Raw genomic sequence first — 14,949 nt, 5'->3', positions numbered from 1 at the left:
TAAACATGGCCGATATCATCGAACGTATCCTGATTGGCTACGGTTCGGAATCGGGCAAAGCCCAGGCGCTGGCAACGCGCTTGGGCGGGTTACCTTTTCTGCACCCCTATGCCCCCACCCTACAGCCCCTCAACGAAATTTCTCCGGCAGACCTGGGCAAAGGCGACGTATTGCTTATCGTATCCAGTTCGTTTGGCGACGGTGAGCCGCCGGCTAACGCCGAGCTTTTTTTCGATGCTCTGGCACATACGCAAAACCTCGCGCAGCTGCGCTACGCCATTTTCGGCCTGGGCGATACAGCTTACCCGCGTTTTTGCGGTTTCACGCAGTCGCTTGACGCCGGGTTGTCCGAACGCGGAGCGCAGGCCATCGTCAACCGCGTTGATGCCGACGTCAACTTCGAGAGCTTCTTCGCCACCTGGTCAGCCGTAGTGGAACAGGTAATTGCGGGGGACTTGCAGGCCGGGCGCGATCTGCATCTGCGCGTCACCGCTTATGGCGAGGACAATGCTTTTGCCGCCGGCCTGCTGGAGCGCCGCTCTATCAGCGCCCGCGCGCCGTACGCCTGGCATCTTCGCCTGGATACCGCCGGCAGCGGCATCGGCTACCGCGCAGGTGATACGCTCTACCTGCTACCGGAAAACGACGAGGCTTTACTGCTTCGTTTAGCAACCTGGCTCGGCCGACCTGAAGCCAAAGAAGCGCTACGCCTGCGGGAGCTGCGTCAGATAAGCAAAGCGGTACTGCGCGAACTGGCGCAGCTTGCCGACAGTGAAGACCTCAAGGGAATGCTGAAGATCCGCCAGCGCAAGGCGTTGGAGGCTTACCTGTACGGCGCCGATCTGCTGGACGTACTGCAAGACTTTTGCACGCCGCAGTCGGTCACTCTGGAAGATCTGCTGAGCCTGCTCCCTGCTTGCCTGCCGCGCGCCTATTCGATCGCTTCGGCCTCGCGAGAAGACAGTCTGGACTTGTGCATTCGCGAGGTCCGTTACGAACGTAATGGGCGTGCTCGAAGCGGTACCGCGACCGGTTGGCTGCTGGATCACACTGGCCCCTTCCGTGTCTTCTGCCGCGCCAACCCCAGCTTCTACCTGCCGGCCGATCCGGAGATTCCCGTACTGTTTATCGGTACCGGCACCGGCATCGCCCCCTTGATAGGCTTACTGCGCGAAATGGCGCTCGGTGGCGAACAACGCGAAACCGCCTTAATCTTCGGAGAAAAACGCTGCGATGAAGACTTCCTGTACCGCGAAGAGCTTGAGTCGTTGTGCGAGGGTGGCGTACTGAATCGACTCATTACCGCGTTTTCCCGCGACGGCGCCACGAAATACTACGTGCAGCACGCGATCGAAGAACATGCCGATTACGTGAGGGAGCTGTTGCTTAAGGGGGCGCACGTCTACCTGTGCGGCAATCGACAGTATCTGGAACATGCCGTGGCGACAGCGCTGGAGAAAGCCTGCCGGACGGAAAACCTGTGCCAGACGCTGATTGAGCAGCAGCGCCTGCACCTGGAACTTTATTGAGAGGGGGTTCACCGCTCCGCGCGCAGCAGTAAAGAGACGATAAATGCGCCCCCCAGCCCCGCCGTAATGATGCCGATGGGCAGTTCCTGATGGGGGATCAGGCTGCGGCTGAGCATGTCGCCGCCGGTCAGCAGCATCGCCCCCAGCAAGCCGCACATCGGCACGGACAAACGGTGACGCACGCCCACCAGGCGTCGGGCCAGATAAGGCACCATCAGCCCGACAAAACCGATCACGCCCGTCAGTGAAACGAGAAACGCCGTGGACAGTGCGCAGCACAGAAAGGTCTCGGTTCGCAAGCGCGCTACGTTGACCCCCATCGAATGGGCAGTCTGCTCTCCTGCCAACAGCGCGTCCAGCGACCGCCAACGCAGCGCGGTAAACCCGACCAACAGCACGAAACTCACCAGCGGAATGAACATATTTTCCCAACGCGCCAGCCCCAACCCACCCAGCGACCAAAACAAGACCGAACCGGCCGCCCGCTGATCGCCGGAAAATACCAGATAGCTGGTGAGCGCGCTGAACAAAAATGAGACCGCCAGGCCGCAGACGATAAGCTGCTCGGCACGCCTGATCCGGCTGACGCGAAACAGTACCATCACCGCCATCGCAGACAAAATGCCGCCAGCGAAAGCGGACAGCGGCAACGTCAACGCACCCAGCGCATCCCCGAAGCGCGTGATGACCAGCACCGCGCCGGCAGAGGCGCCGGAGGAGAGCCCAAACAAAAAAGGGTCCGCCAGCTCATTGCGGGTGGTGGTCTGCAGCAGCGCGCCGGTCATCGCCAGCCCGGCGCCGGTCAATGCAGCCAGCAAGGCTCTGGGCACCCGCAGTTGCACGACGATGGTATCCAGCATGCCGGAGAGGGGGGCAGATGAAAGCCCCAATGCCGCCATCGTCTGCCGCCATGACAGCGCAACGCTGCCCAACTGCAGGCTCCAGATCATTAACCCGCACAATATCAACAGCGCCAGCGGTGCGAGCAACATAAACCGTCCGGTCGGCGCATTCATTTGGTGGCCGGCGCGTACAACGCCCGCGCCAGCTTTTCCACCGCGCCGATATTGGCCGGCCCCGGCGTCAGCTCCGCATACTGCAGTTTCAGGTAGCGGTGGTGCTGCACGGCAGGCGTCAATTTCATCAATGGGTGAGACTCGAGGAAGCGCCGCAGCGCATCGGCACCCGAGCCGGTCTGGTAATCCAGCAGAATAATGAAGTCGGGCTCGGCAGCCGCTACCGCCTCCCAGGACGCCGTCGTCCAGCTCGCAGGCAAACCGTCCATCACGTTGTGCCCGCCCGCCGCCTCGATAATCGCCGTCGGCATGGCGTATTTGCCACTGGTGAAAGGCTTCTCCTCACCCGAATCATAGACGAACACCTTGAGCGGCGGCTGTCCCGCAGGCCTGGCCGGAAGCGCGGCTAACCGGCGCTGCCATCCCTCAACCAACGCGGCGGCCTCTCGCTGCTTGCCGAAAATTTTGCCGAGCTTCAGTTCATCGTCATACAGCAGGTTCATATCGGCCTTCTGCGGCCGCCCGCCAGCCTGCACGCAGCTCTCGCTCAACACCAGCGTTTTGATGCCGAACGGGGCGAGCTTCTCCGGCGTGACGTCACCGCCGATCTTCATGCCATAATTCCAGCCGGCGAAGAAGAAATCCGGTTGTGCCGCCAGCAACGTTTCCAAAGCGGGATATTTCGGTGCCAGTTCGGGAATGTGCCCCATCGCGGCCTTGAAGTCAGGCGTCAGTTTGTACCAGCCGGTGATGCCGGTCAGCCCGACAATGCGATCCTGCAGGTGCAGTGCAAAGGCCATCTCAGCCATGTTGATGTCATTGATGACGGCGCGCTGCGGCGCCTGATTGAAGGTAACCGGCATACCGCAGCTTTCTACGGTGACGGGAAAATTTTCGGCCGCCGCCGACCTGGCGGCCAGCAACAGAAGCAGGATGAATACGCGTGCGTTCATGTTTCTCTCTGGTTTATCAAGCGCAATGTGGAACGTCAAAAATACGCAGCGTTTTGCCGCTGGCGGGATGCGCTACTTTGAAACTGTTCATGCCGAACACCGGAAAAATCACCCGGGTCTGCAACACCGCCTCAGGCGTACCGCAGGCCACCTGACGGCTTTCGTTAAGCACCAGGATGCGATCGGCAAACGCCTCTGCCACGGGCAGATCGTGCAGAACCGCAATCACGGCGATATCCTTATTTTTCACTAACGACAGCAGCGCCGAGCGCCCGGGCGGATCGAGATGATTAGTCGGTTCATCCAGTAACAACAGGCTGGGAGACTGCGCCAACGCTCGGGCCAGCGCAGCGCGCTGACGCTGACCGCCCGAGAGCCGCCCCAGCGGATGGTGCCTGAGCGGCGCCAGCCCGGTTTCCCCGATGGCCTCGTCAACGATACTTTTTCCCGCCGCAGAGCGTTCGCCATGCGGTAAACGGCCCAACGCTACGTAGTCCTCAACCAACAGCCGCAAATCCGGCAGATCGTTTTGTGCCAGAAAGGCGATGCTTCTGGCGCGTTCCGCCGCAGGCCAATCGGACAAGGCGCGACCGCGCCAGTAAATGCGGCCGCTGTCCGGCCGCGTTTCGCCGATCAGGGTGCGCAACAGGCTCGACTTACCGCTGCCGTTAGGGCCTATCACCGCCAGCTTCTCACCAGAGCGGAGCGCGAAATGGATGTTATCGAGTATCAATGCCTCACGGTGACCGATCAGGCTAACCCCATCGACATGGAGGATGTCGTGAACTGAATTCATTATGCATTTTCTGTTACGTTATAACATATCAATTCTTTTATCACGATTGCCCGCCTTCTGCAAAAGCGAATCGCAAAGTCTTTGCCGCACGCGTTGCACATACCGGTCAACTTGGGTATGTTTGATCTGGATAGTTTCATTCACGGTTTTCAGGAACTCACATGGCCTACCTGGCGCACAGCACAGATCCGACAGACGCGACCGCTCCGGCCGTCGTTCTGCTGTGCGCATCCTCAGCCCCACCCGCCGTTTTCTCTGTCGTTACCGCGGTAGCCGCTTACCCGCCACGCTCTGTGGTTGTGCGCTAAGCCAAACCGAAGATCTCACCTCCAGCTTTACTTGATTTGCGCTCAGGCGTAGAACGCCGCGCCTGCTGGAGCTTATTATTTTCACGACAGGTGAAAACAAAATGCGATTCATTTCTCACTGGGCCAACGCCGGCCTGGCTACGCTATTCGTTCTGCTCTGGAGCAGCGGCGCAATTTTCTCGCGCTGGGGGCTGGAGCACGCTTCCGCCTTCGCTTTCCTTTTCTTTCGTTGCGCTATCGCGCTGGCACTGCTGTTGGCTATCGGCCTGTGGCAACGGCAATGCTTGCCGGCTGCCGGCACCCGACTTCGGGTGGCGCTGATCGGCCTGCTGATGATCGGCAGCTACCAGATTTGTTATCTGCTGGCGTTGGAACAGGGCATCACTCCCGGCGTGCTGGCGACGCTGCTCGGCGTTCAACCGATACTTACCCAGTTCGTTACCGAACGCCGCTGTTCGGGGCTGCGCGGTTTAGGCCTGCTGCTGGCGATGGCCGGGCTGACGCTGGTGGTGTATCAAAGCCTTATGATTGCCCACTTCTCGCTGCCCGGCATGCTGTGCGCCTTTATTGCGTTGGGGTGCATGACCGCCGGCACCCTGTTGCAAAAGGGCCTGAGCCAACCCCCGCTGGCGGTATTGCCGTTACAGTACGCGGTTGGCTTGCTGATGTGCACGCTGGTGCTGCCGTTTGAGCCGCTGCGGGTCGATTGGAGCGTGGCATTTGTTCTGCCGCTGCTGTGGATGGCGGTGGTGATTTCGGTGTTGGCCACCTTCTTGCTGTACCGGCTGATCCAGCGCGGCAACCTGGTGCAGGTCACCAGCCTGTTCTATCTGATCCCGGCGGTGACCGCCCTGCTGGATTATCTGCTGCTCGGCCACGCGCTGGCAGCCATCAGCATGCTGGGCATGGCGGCTATTCTGGTCGGTGTGATGCTGGTGTTTCGCCAACCCTAGACAGCAAAAAACCCTCACGCCAGGCCGGCGTGAGGGGCTAACACTCAATCACTTCAGAACAACCAGGAACCATACCCCCACAGCAGCACCGTGACCCCGAGCAGTAACTCAAGCAACAGGATGCCGATGGCAAAGGTAGAGCTGGAGAAAATAAAGCCTTCTTTACTGTCGATATTCAGGAAGTGAGGTATACCCAGATTCAACAGATAGCCCGAATAACACAGGCCAATCACGCCGACAAACAGGCACAGCCACACTACGGGATACAGCGCCACGATGCCGCTGAGGAACATCGGGGTGGCGACATAGCCGGCAAACACCATGCAACGATGCAGGCTCGGGCGAACTTCATAGCGGCGCGCCATCCAGTGGATCACTTTCCCCATGATTGCCACGCCCGCCAGCATCAGCAGGTAAAATGCGACCGCCGTGTAAGAAGCCGTGAACATGTCGAGCCGGATAGCGTGCCCTTCGCCGGAGAGCCAGCCCAATTGGGTGGTCCCGATAAACGCGCAGATCACCGGGATCAACGCCAGCAACAGCACGTGGTGGGTGTAAAGGTGCGAGACGCTTTCGTTCTCGCTTTTAATGTGTTCGAACTCGGTGCTTGGATGCGCCAGAAGTCCCCAAACATGATTAACCATGAGACACCTCCTCCATCGCCGTAGGTCGCGATCGGCGAACGAATTTACCCCTCTGACGGATTGCTAACCGTGCGAGGATTGCGGCCACGGGGCTCTCTCCCCTGTACTAATTATAGTCTTTCGCTGAAAAAACGTTCAGAAAGCGCATACGCGGCGGCAGTTTGTTTTATAATTCCCGCCTGCTCTATCCGCCGTGAGGAATGCCATGTCATCCGCCATTACTGTCCGCCAGGCCGGCATCGCCGATGTCGTCGCCGGGCAAAATGTCACCGTCGTTCAGCCCTGCAATTTGTACGGCTGCCGACTCGGTGACGGGGTGTTCGTCGGGCCCTTTGTCGAAATCCAAAAAAACGTCAGCATTGGCGCCCGCAGTAAAATCCAGTCTCACAGCTTTATCTGTGAATATGTCACCATCGGCGACGACTGTTTTATCGGTCATAACGTGACCTTCGCCAACGATCTGTTCAAAGACGGCGCCCCCAATGCCGATCCGGCAAGCTGGGGCCGCACGCGGATTGGCGACGGCGTTTCCATCGGCTCCGGCGCCACGGTTTTGGCGGTAGAAATCTGCAGCGGAGCGGTGATCGGTGCCGGTGCAGTGGTCACCAAAAACATCACCCGCAAGGGCGTCTATGCCGGTAATCCAGCCCGCCTGCTAAGGGAACTGACTCCATGAGCGAAGCGATTCAAATTACCCCGGTGACCCAGTTGCCCGACGGATACTTGACCGGCTGCGACTTCAGCTTTCAGATTGCCCACTACGCCCAGCCGGTTTTTGGCACGCCGGTCGACGGTTGGCCGCTGTTGCCGGTGACGCCGTTTCGCAAGCACTACCCGCTGGCGCCGTTCGTCAATGATGAAAGCGAAACCTTTCTGGCACGTCATCGCGGGGAAGCGGTCGGCCATATCACGCTGAGCAATAACTGGAACGGCTATGCGCTCATCGAAGAGATTGTCGTCAGCGCTCACGTACGCCGGCTCGGCGTCGCCACGGCGCTGCTGGAGAGCGCGCGGCTCTGGGCACATCGTCACGACACCGCCGGGCTGATGCTGGAAACGCAAAATACCAACTTGCCTGCCTGCCGCTGCTACCAACGCTTTGGTTTTATCCTTGGCGGCATCGATCACCTGCTGTACCGCGCTCAACCGGACATCGCCGATCACGAAATTGCCCTGTTCTGGTATTTGCCGTTCAACAGCGAAATCGGTTATTAAGCGATCGCCTAACGTTGAGGCTATGTTTAAACATTAACCCTTCTGGCCTTGGTGAGAACTGTTATCATTTTAACGATCACCTACCGAAACCATTGGAGGGTAAAATGTACAAGGTAGTTTCAATGATATTGGCTATTGCGCTTAGCGGTTGTGCAGATAAAATTCCGGTAGGGCAAACACCTGAGCCCATCACTACCCTACCTGCAGATCTCAAGGCCAGCATGGACAACGACACGTTAAACAAACTCAATGAGCTTCTTGCCCTGCGCGCCAAGGCAACGCCCGACCAACGGCAGGATAACGGCCGCATGATCGACCTGCTGTCGCGACCTTTCCTCGGCACACCCTACGTCGCCAACCGGCTGATTGGCTCGCAGAACACGCCTGAAGAACTGGTGATCGACTTCCGCGGTCTGGATTGCTTCACCTACATCGATTATGTCGATGCGCTGCGACAGGCCGACAGCCAGGCAGACTTTGTGCAACGGCTGATTCAAATCCGCTATGCCAATGGCGAGATCAGCTTCCCGCAGCGCAAACACTTTTTCACCGACTGGTCGCATCTGGCAAAAACCAACGTAACGGACATTACGGCCACACTCAGCCCGTATGCGGTGACGCTGGTGAAAAACCTTAATCAAAAGTCGGACGGCAGCAGCTATCTGCCAGGATTGAAAAACGTTCGACGCAGCATTACCTATCTGCCCAGCGAGGCGATTGACGACAAGGTTCTGGCCCGGTTGCACACCGGCGATTACATCGGCATTTATACCAACCTGGCCGGCCTGGACGTCACCCATACCGGTATCTATATCATGACCGAAAACGGCCCGGTGTTGCGCAATGCCTCGTCGCGTAAAGAGAATATGCAGGTGGTGGACTCGCCGTTTATGGAGTACGTCCAGGCTACACCGGGCATCGTAGTGCTGCGCGCCAAATAACATTCCCCTCCCCCTTCTGGCTTTGCGCTTGCCGCTAACGGCGTAGCCTCTTGCAAGACGGGGGATTTAAAACTTCCCGTTATGAGCTATAAGCGTTTGTGCTGAGCAAGCGTTTGACTTCCCCGCAGGTTCAGGCTTAGCTAGCAGCACAAAACCAACTGATTTTATTGTTTTTTTCAGGGAGCATTCGATGACCAAAAGCTGGCGTTATACCCCTCTGCTGGCGGCGTTTGCCGCGGTGCTGGCGCTGCAGGGCTGTGAACAGAAAACCGATCGGGATCACATCAAGGTGGGGGTCATTAACGGCGCGGAACAGGACGTGGCGGAAGTCGCCAAGCAGGTGGCGAAAGAGAAGTACGGCCTGGATGTTGAACTGGTCGGCTTCAGCGGTTCGCTGCTGCCCAACGACGCCACCGACAAAGGCGAGCTGGATGCCAACGTTTTCCAACACCGGCCGTTCCTCGAACAGCAGAATAAAGATCACGGCTACAAACTGGTGGCGGTAGGCAACACCTTCGTGTTCCCGATGGCCGGCTATTCGAAAAAAATCAAATCGCTGAAAGAGCTGCAGGACGGCGCGGTAATCGCTATCCCGTTGGATCCCACCAACCTTGGCCGCGCATTGCTGCTGCTGGAGAAAACCGGTCTGATTCAGCTCAAACCGGGCAAGGGGTTATTGCCGACTTCGCTGGATATCAGCGCCAACCCGCATAACTACAAGATTATGGAGCTGGAAGGCGCACAGCTGCCGCAGCTGCTGGACGACCCCAAAGTCACCGTGGCCATCATCAGCACCACCTACATCAACCAAACTGGCCTGACGCCCACCAAGGACGGCATTTTTATCGAGGACAAGGATTCGCCGTACACCAACATCATCGTGACGCGTGAAGACAACAAGGACGCGCCGAACGTACAAAACTTCATCAAAGCCTACGAGTCGGATGAAGTGGCCAAAGCCGCCGAAAAGATCTTTAACGGCGGCGCGGTCAAAGGCTGGTAATACCGCGATCCACTGGCGAGCACTTGTGAAGGTGCTCGCATTTTTAATCTTTCCCTAAGTTCAGTCCCTTCCCATTGCCGCCCTCGGTTCGGCAGCCAGCCAAAAGCATTCTGCAGCTCATTACCGCCCCAAACGCCAGCCGCACCGCACCGGGCAAATCATCGGCCGCGCAACGCCCAACATTCTCTGCGTTCATCCCCGTTTACAGCCACATTTGCAGGGCGATGGCCAAAAATTGCTTTGGCAAAAGTGTCGACTACAATTCAATCGAAATACCTCCCTACAAAGTCATCATTCAATAATATTAGAGGTGATTATGTTACAGAAGCACGAAAACGTAATAAGTATGACTACGCTTAGCCATCAGGCCACCCAACAATTAACGCCGTCGTTTTCTGCCTTGCCCCATACGCAACACGCTGACGGGAAATACCGCTTACGGCGCTATTCGGTAGTCAAACATCTCAATGGCCATGTGGTCGAGGTTGGCCCACGCAATTTCGTTCAGTCCGATGAGATCAATCACTTCCAGGGCAACGTGGTACGCCATTTTGAACCCATTGATACCGACGTGTTGCAAAGCGCCGGCATGGATGAAATGTGTAATCTGTTCGCAGAAAGCAATGATTTACCAGATGGCGCGGAGATAGAAATTCACCAGATGCGCGTGGTCGCCATTCATAATGAAACACAGGTCGCGCCGGAAGGGATCCATCAGGATGGTTTTGATCATATCGCGATGATTGCTATCCATCGGCAGAATATTGTTGGCGGCGAAATCATGCTATACGCCGATAATCACCAGCCCCCCTTCTTTAAAAAAGCGCTGGCGGACGGCGAAGCCGTTTTACTGGCAGACAGCAAGTTATGGCATAACGCCACGCCGATCAGCGCCATTGTCCCGGAAGAAGAAGGACACCTGGATATCTTTGTCCTGACTGCTCGCGGAGAAAAAGCATGACCTTTACGCCCGAACTCGCCCGAGCCCAGTTTAGCGCGCTGAGCCAGCATTATAACGATCAACCGGTGATCTTCTTCGATGGCCCTGGCGGGTCTCAGGTTTCGCGAGGCGTACTGGAAAAAATGACGGACTACCTGGGGAAATATAACGCCAACCTGGGCGGACACTATTTTTCCAGCCACCTGACCGGCGAAGTGATGAATCATGCCAGGGAATCGGTGCGCGCCTTATTAAATGCGCCGACGCCCGATAACATCATTTTTGGCATGAATATGACCTCGCTGACATTCCATCTCAGCCGAATCATTAGCCGTCACTGGCAGGCCGGCGATGAGATTATCGTCACCGAGCTGGATCACTACGCCAATGTCTCCAGTTGGCAACAGGCGGCAAACGATAAACAAGTCACCGTACATCAAATCCCCCTGCAACAATCAGACTGCTCTTTGGATGTTGCCCGACTGTGCGAACAGATCACCGCTAAAACCCGTCTGGTGGCGGTGACCTACGCGTCCAACGTGACCGGCAGCATCGTCGATATTAAAACCATCACCGAAGCCGCACACCGGGTCGGTGCTCAGGTTTATGTCGATGCGGTGCACTATGCCCCACACAATCTGATCGATGTACAGGCATTGGGCTGTGACTTTTTAGTGTGCTCCGCCTATAAATTCTTTGGTCCGCACATCGGCATGGCTTATATCGCGCCGCAATGGTTACAGCGGCTGCAACCCTATAAGGTCGAACCGGCTACCGACGTGGGGCCGGGACGTTTTGAGACCGGTACTCAGAGTTTTGAAGGGCTGGCAGGGGTCACGGCAGCCGTTGAGTACCTGGCGCAATGGGGAACGCCCGGCGCGTCCTTAAGGCAGCGTTTGCAGGAAAGTTTTGCCGACTATCATCGCCATGAAGAGAACCTGTGCCGCTATTTTTTGCAGCGTTTACAGCAAATAGACGATGTACAGCTGTACGGTTCCCCTCTGGCGGATAGCCAACGCCGCACGCCGACGTTTGCACTGACCTTTAAGCGCCATGCTCCTGAACAGGTGGCGCGCCGGTTAGGCCGGCACAATATCTGCGTCGGCAGCGGGCACTTCTATGCTCAAGGATTGATCCAACGGTTGAATCTGCAAGACAGCGGCGGCGTACTGCGCATTGGGATGATGCATTACAACACCCTGCAGGAAATCGACACGCTGTTTGAACTGCTCGTCAGCGAAAGGTAGCAGCGCCTCAGTACACAGGTTCACAAAGCCCAACCTACTGGCTGGGCTTTGACTGCTGACAAACCCGCATAAGGGCTAAGTCGGTAGGGGTCGAACATGTTCGACCCGATTTAACCTGTTGATTATGCAATAGGGCGCTGCATGCAGCGCCCCTACTACGAAACAGCAGAGCACTTTGCCAACGTTCCCTACGACCAAACCCCTTTTCCTGCGCCCAAAATATCCTTATCACCGCTATTGACCCTTACGCTGCGTCAGGCTTTAGTATCCCGGCACGTACAAGGGAGGAGCATACCGATGTTATTGAAAGTGGGCGAACTGGCCCGCCGTTCCGGCATTACCGTCCGGACGCTGCATTATTACCACAGCATTGGCTTGCTGGTTCCTTCTGCGCGTTCCGACGCCGGGTATCGGTTATACAACCGGGCTGACATCACTCGCTTGCACCACATTCAGGCGCTGCGCCGAATGGGGGTCACGCTGGCAGAGGTCGGGGCAATATTGGCTCGTTCGGGGATGGCGCTCACCTCGGTTATAGAGCAGCAAATCGCCATGCTGGAGCGGCAGTTGGTACAGACCGCCGCGCTGCGCGATCGTCTGCAGCATATGCACGCTCAGCTCACCGCCGGGGATGAACCGGAACTGAACGACTGGCTGACTACGTTGGAGTTAATGACCATGTACGATAAATATTTTACCGCAGACGAACTGGCCCAGTTGCCTTTCTATCAGGCCGACCCGAGCCGCAATCAGGAGTGGGCCGAGTTGGTCAGCAGCATGCGCCAGTTGATCGATGGCGGCGTTGAACCGCAAGCGTTGCAGGCTCAGGCGCTGGCTCGTCGTTGGATGCTGATGCTGGAACGCGATACGGCGCGCAATCCGGCGTTTCTCACCCGACTGAATGCCATGCATGCCGATGAACCTGCTATACGCGAACAAACCGGCATTACCCCGGCAATGACCGACTATGTGACCCGCGCATTCGCCGAAACCAAGCTGTCGATCTACCAGAAATACCTGTCGGCGGAAGAATACACTTATGTGCGCCAGCACTACTTTACCCGCCTGCAGGAGTGGCCGGCGCTGATCGCCCAGTTCCATCAGGCGCTCAATGACGGCATCCCTCCCGAGTCAGATCGGGCAAAACGCCTGGCAGCGCAATGGCTTGAACTGTTCCAGTCCTATGCCGGTACCGATCCGGCCACCCAAATGAAAATCCGTCAGGCCATGGAGCAGGAGCCGACGCTAACGGAAGGCACCTGGCTGACCCCGCCGCTATTACGCTACCTGCAGCAGGCGGTGGCGCAGTTAATGCGTGGCTAGTTTGAGCGTCCCTTTATATCCGGTGCAGGCGAATCTCGTCATGCGCCGGTATTTGGCTTGGCGGATAGGCCTGTTTTTTTTTATCTTCAGCATAAGAAAGCCCAATTTACCTTGTTACCGGACGCGGCGCATAATGCGCTTATCTTCTGATTTCCAAGGTAAACAGGACTCACCATGCCCCCTATCGCCCCGTTGATCCTCGTCGACGCAACGCCAAACGACCTCGCCGCTATTCAACAGATTTACGCCCACCACGTGTTGTTTGGCGCAGCCTCGTTTGAGGAAACGCCGCCATCGCAGAAAGAGATGCAACAGCGGCTAAGCAAGGTGCAGGAAGCCGGGTTGCCCTGGCTGGTGGCCAAACGGGCTGATCTTGTCGTCGGGTACTGCTACGCCACGCCTTATCGACCGCGTCCAGCCTACCGGTTTACCGTGGAAGAGTCGGTGTATATCGCCGAGGGGCAACAGGGTCAGGGCATCGGTAAAGCGCTCCTGAGCGAATTGATCGCCCGCTGCGAACGGGGGCCCTGGCGCCAAATGTTGGCCATCGTCGGCAATGCCGGGGAAAACCATGGCTCGCTGGCTTTGCATCAAAAACTGGGGTTTGGCAGCGTGGGGACGCTAAAGGCGGTAGGGTTTAAATTGGGCGAGTGGCGCGACACCCATATCATGCAGCGTGCGTTAGGCGAAGGTGACGCCAATCACCCCTGATGGGCTTGCCGCAGGCAATTTGTGAATTATCGACTACAGTAAATAATGATTTCATCAGGTTAGCGGAAACTCGCGCCGTCATTCAAATCAATTGGGAGAGACGAATGAAAATCATTCTGTGGATTGTCGCTATTATCTTTATCGTTGGCCTACTCACCATCACCGGCGTGTTCAAGCTGATCTTTTAAATGACCCCGCGCCCACGGGCGCGGGATTAGCTTAGGCCTTTAAACGTCCCCGGATCGCCCCGAGAGCCGAAACCACCAGCAGGACCACGCCGCCGGCAACCAGACCAAACACCACGTTGAGCAAGGCGGGGATCACGCCCTGCAGGATCTGACCGAAGGTCGGCACCACGGTGGCGTAGGACGCCCAGTCCTCAAACAAGTGATGCACCGGCGGCAGACCGTGGGTCAGAATACCGCCCCCGACCATAAACATGGCGATGGTGCCCACCACTGACAGGGTCTTCATCAGGTAAGGTGCCGCACTGACAATACCGCTGCCGATCGAACGGGCCAGCGCGCTGCTTTTGCGGCTCAGATACAACCCCAAATCGTCGAGTTTGACGATCCCGGCCACAATGCCGTAAACCCCCACGGTCATCACAATCGCGATACCGCACAGCACAATCACCTGCTGGCTGAAGGTCGCCCCGGCCACGGTACCCAGGGTAATGGCAATAATCTCGGCGGACAGCACGAAGTCGGTGCGGATCGCCCCTTTCACCTTGCGCTGTTCGTAGGCCGCCACGTCTTCATTGGCGTTCAGCGCCTCTTGATTCTCTTCCCCGGCCTGTTTTTTGTGGGTCAGGCTGTGAAACACCTTTTCGAACCCTTCGTAACACAGGTAAGCGCCACCCACCATCAGCAGCGGCGTGATCGCCCAAGGGGCAAATGCGCTGATCAGCAACGCCAGCGGCACCAGGATCGCCTTGTTGATAAACGAGCCCTTGGCCACGCTCCACACCACCGGCAACTCGCGATCGGCCTTTACGCCGGTCACTTGCTGCGCGTTGAGCGCCAGGTCATCCCCCAATACCCCGGCGGTTTTTTTCGCCGCCATTTTGGTCATCAGCGAGACGTCGTCCAGCAGTGAGGCAATATCGTCGATTAAAGTCAGTAAGCTACTTCCAGCCAAAGTGGTTCATCCTTTTCATATTCACGAGTCACGATCTCTTTGCCAAGATTCATACTACAACATTAATGATTGTCGCTTTGCTAATGAATATTTTAGTGGAGAATTCACGATTGGGAGGAGAGATGGGGAATAACGGCGGGTATTGCTGGATGATTGATCGCGTCGTTGCAGCCAATCATCCAGTGGGTGAAACCTTATAGTTTGTCGGCGACCAAAGTCACGCTCTTCAG

At 57.2% G+C, this 14,949-nt stretch carries 15 protein-coding genes; 10 read left to right on the top strand and 5 right to left on the bottom strand.

What is annotated here, in order from left to right:
* Positions 1-5: 5 nt before the first annotated feature.
* Complete coding sequence (locus LQ945_RS20190) at positions 6-1,529, top strand: sulfite reductase flavoprotein subunit alpha (RefSeq protein ID WP_270101566.1); 1,524 nt, start codon at positions 6-8, stop codon at positions 1,527-1,529.
* A gap of 8 nt (positions 1,530-1,537) precedes the next feature.
* Here the strand turns inward: LQ945_RS20190 and LQ945_RS20185 are convergent, their stop codons facing one another.
* The 3 genes from LQ945_RS20185 to LQ945_RS20175 are packed head-to-tail and all read right to left on the bottom strand — an operon-like array spanning position 1,538 to position 4,231.
* A complete protein-coding gene (locus tag LQ945_RS20185) occupies positions 1,538-2,545 on the bottom strand; it encodes a FecCD family ABC transporter permease (RefSeq protein ID WP_270101565.1) in 1,008 nt (335 codons plus the stop codon).
* Positions 2,542-3,498 carry an ABC transporter substrate-binding protein gene (locus LQ945_RS20180; RefSeq protein ID WP_044549042.1) on the bottom strand — a complete coding sequence of 319 codons (957 nt, stop codon included), beginning with the start codon at positions 3,496-3,498 and terminating at the stop codon, positions 2,542-2,544. The genes LQ945_RS20185 and LQ945_RS20180 overlap by 4 nt, the downstream gene beginning before the upstream one ends.
* Positions 3,499-3,514: 16 nt before the next feature.
* Positions 3,515-4,231, bottom strand: coding sequence for an ABC transporter ATP-binding protein (locus tag LQ945_RS20175; protein ID WP_270103008.1), 717 nt, complete (start codon positions 4,229-4,231; stop codon positions 3,515-3,517).
* A 472-nt stretch (positions 4,232-4,703) separates the two neighbouring features.
* Here LQ945_RS20175 and LQ945_RS20170 point away from each other — a divergent pair, with 472 nt between their 5' ends.
* Complete coding sequence (locus tag LQ945_RS20170; protein WP_270101564.1) at positions 4,704-5,555, top strand: DMT family transporter; 852 nt, start codon at positions 4,704-4,706, stop codon at positions 5,553-5,555.
* Positions 5,556-5,608: 53 nt separating this feature from the next.
* Here the strand turns inward: LQ945_RS20170 and LQ945_RS20165 are convergent, their stop codons facing one another.
* Positions 5,609-6,199 (bottom strand): Yip1 family protein, encoded by a 591-nt coding sequence (locus tag LQ945_RS20165; protein WP_020825776.1) that lies wholly within the window; start codon positions 6,197-6,199, stop codon positions 5,609-5,611.
* A gap of 205 nt (positions 6,200-6,404) precedes the next feature.
* Here LQ945_RS20165 and LQ945_RS20160 point away from each other — a divergent pair, with 205 nt between their 5' ends.
* From LQ945_RS20160 to LQ945_RS20125, 8 genes are all read left to right on the top strand, one after another.
* Positions 6,405-6,875 carry an acyltransferase gene (locus LQ945_RS20160; RefSeq protein ID WP_270101563.1) on the top strand — a complete coding sequence of 157 codons (471 nt, stop codon included), beginning with the start codon at positions 6,405-6,407 and terminating at the stop codon, positions 6,873-6,875.
* Positions 6,872-7,414 (top strand): GNAT family N-acetyltransferase, encoded by a 543-nt coding sequence (locus LQ945_RS20155; protein ID WP_044549036.1) that lies wholly within the window; start codon positions 6,872-6,874, stop codon positions 7,412-7,414. Before LQ945_RS20160 ends, LQ945_RS20155 begins: the two co-directional genes overlap by 4 nt.
* Positions 7,415-7,518: 104 nt before the next feature.
* Entirely contained in the window at positions 7,519-8,355 is an 837-nt protein-coding gene (locus LQ945_RS20150) for a DUF1460 domain-containing protein (protein ID WP_270101562.1), read from the top strand.
* 190 nt (positions 8,356-8,545) lie between these two features.
* Positions 8,546-9,358 (top strand): MetQ/NlpA family lipoprotein, encoded by an 813-nt coding sequence (locus tag LQ945_RS20145; protein ID WP_044549033.1) that lies wholly within the window; start codon positions 8,546-8,548, stop codon positions 9,356-9,358.
* Positions 9,359-9,704: 346 nt separating this feature from the next.
* Positions 9,705-10,319 carry a 2OG-Fe dioxygenase family protein gene (locus tag LQ945_RS20140; RefSeq protein WP_156033791.1) on the top strand — a complete coding sequence of 205 codons (615 nt, stop codon included), beginning with the start codon at positions 9,705-9,707 and terminating at the stop codon, positions 10,317-10,319.
* Positions 10,316-11,545 carry a cysteine desulfurase-like protein gene (locus tag LQ945_RS20135; RefSeq protein ID WP_270101561.1) on the top strand — a complete coding sequence of 410 codons (1,230 nt, stop codon included), beginning with the start codon at positions 10,316-10,318 and terminating at the stop codon, positions 11,543-11,545. Before LQ945_RS20140 ends, LQ945_RS20135 begins: the two co-directional genes overlap by 4 nt.
* Before the next feature lie 297 nt (positions 11,546-11,842).
* Complete coding sequence (locus LQ945_RS20130) at positions 11,843-12,868, top strand: MerR family transcriptional regulator (protein WP_270101560.1); 1,026 nt, start codon at positions 11,843-11,845, stop codon at positions 12,866-12,868.
* A gap of 174 nt (positions 12,869-13,042) precedes the next feature.
* The gene (locus tag LQ945_RS20125) at positions 13,043-13,579 is read left to right on the top strand and encodes a GNAT family N-acetyltransferase (protein WP_270101559.1); all 537 of its coding nucleotides are present in this window, start codon (positions 13,043-13,045) and stop codon (positions 13,577-13,579) included.
* A gap of 219 nt (positions 13,580-13,798) precedes the next feature.
* Here the strand turns inward: LQ945_RS20125 and LQ945_RS20120 are convergent, their stop codons facing one another.
* Positions 13,799-14,719, bottom strand: coding sequence for a DUF808 domain-containing protein (locus LQ945_RS20120; RefSeq protein WP_262242619.1), 921 nt, complete (start codon positions 14,717-14,719; stop codon positions 13,799-13,801).
* Positions 14,720-14,949: the final 230 nt, after the last annotated feature.

This window comes from Serratia liquefaciens (assembly GCF_027594825.1).
GTDB lineage: Bacteria > Pseudomonadota > Gammaproteobacteria > Enterobacterales > Enterobacteriaceae > Serratia > Serratia liquefaciens_A.
The sequence above is the reverse complement of the archived record's forward strand: the minus strand, read 5'-3'. Positions and strand labels throughout refer to the sequence as shown.

Coding starts and splice junctions, on each gene's coding strand:
- LQ945_RS20155 (WP_044549036.1), top strand. CDS start 6,872: ATGAGCGAAGCGATTCAAATTACCCCGGTGACCCAGTTGCCCGACGGA.
- LQ945_RS20140 (WP_156033791.1), top strand. CDS start 9,705: ATGACTACGCTTAGCCATCAGGCCACCCAACAATTAACGCCGTCGTTT.
- LQ945_RS20125 (WP_270101559.1), top strand. CDS start 13,043: ATGCCCCCTATCGCCCCGTTGATCCTCGTCGACGCAACGCCAAACGAC.
- LQ945_RS20190 (WP_270101566.1), top strand. CDS start 6: ATGGCCGATATCATCGAACGTATCCTGATTGGCTACGGTTCGGAATCG.
- LQ945_RS20150 (WP_270101562.1), top strand. CDS start 7,519: ATGTACAAGGTAGTTTCAATGATATTGGCTATTGCGCTTAGCGGTTGT.
- LQ945_RS20170 (WP_270101564.1), top strand. CDS start 4,704: ATGCGATTCATTTCTCACTGGGCCAACGCCGGCCTGGCTACGCTATTC.
- LQ945_RS20160 (WP_270101563.1), top strand. CDS start 6,405: ATGTCATCCGCCATTACTGTCCGCCAGGCCGGCATCGCCGATGTCGTC.
- LQ945_RS20130 (WP_270101560.1), top strand. CDS start 11,843: ATGTTATTGAAAGTGGGCGAACTGGCCCGCCGTTCCGGCATTACCGTC.
- LQ945_RS20135 (WP_270101561.1), top strand. CDS start 10,316: ATGACCTTTACGCCCGAACTCGCCCGAGCCCAGTTTAGCGCGCTGAGC.
- LQ945_RS20165 (WP_020825776.1), bottom strand. CDS start 6,199: ATGGTTAATCATGTTTGGGGACTTCTGGCGCATCCAAGCACCGAGTTC.
- LQ945_RS20185 (WP_270101565.1), bottom strand. CDS start 2,545: ATGAATGCGCCGACCGGACGGTTTATGTTGCTCGCACCGCTGGCGCTG.
- LQ945_RS20180 (WP_044549042.1), bottom strand. CDS start 3,498: ATGAACGCACGCGTATTCATCCTGCTTCTGTTGCTGGCCGCCAGGTCG.
- LQ945_RS20145 (WP_044549033.1), top strand. CDS start 8,546: ATGACCAAAAGCTGGCGTTATACCCCTCTGCTGGCGGCGTTTGCCGCG.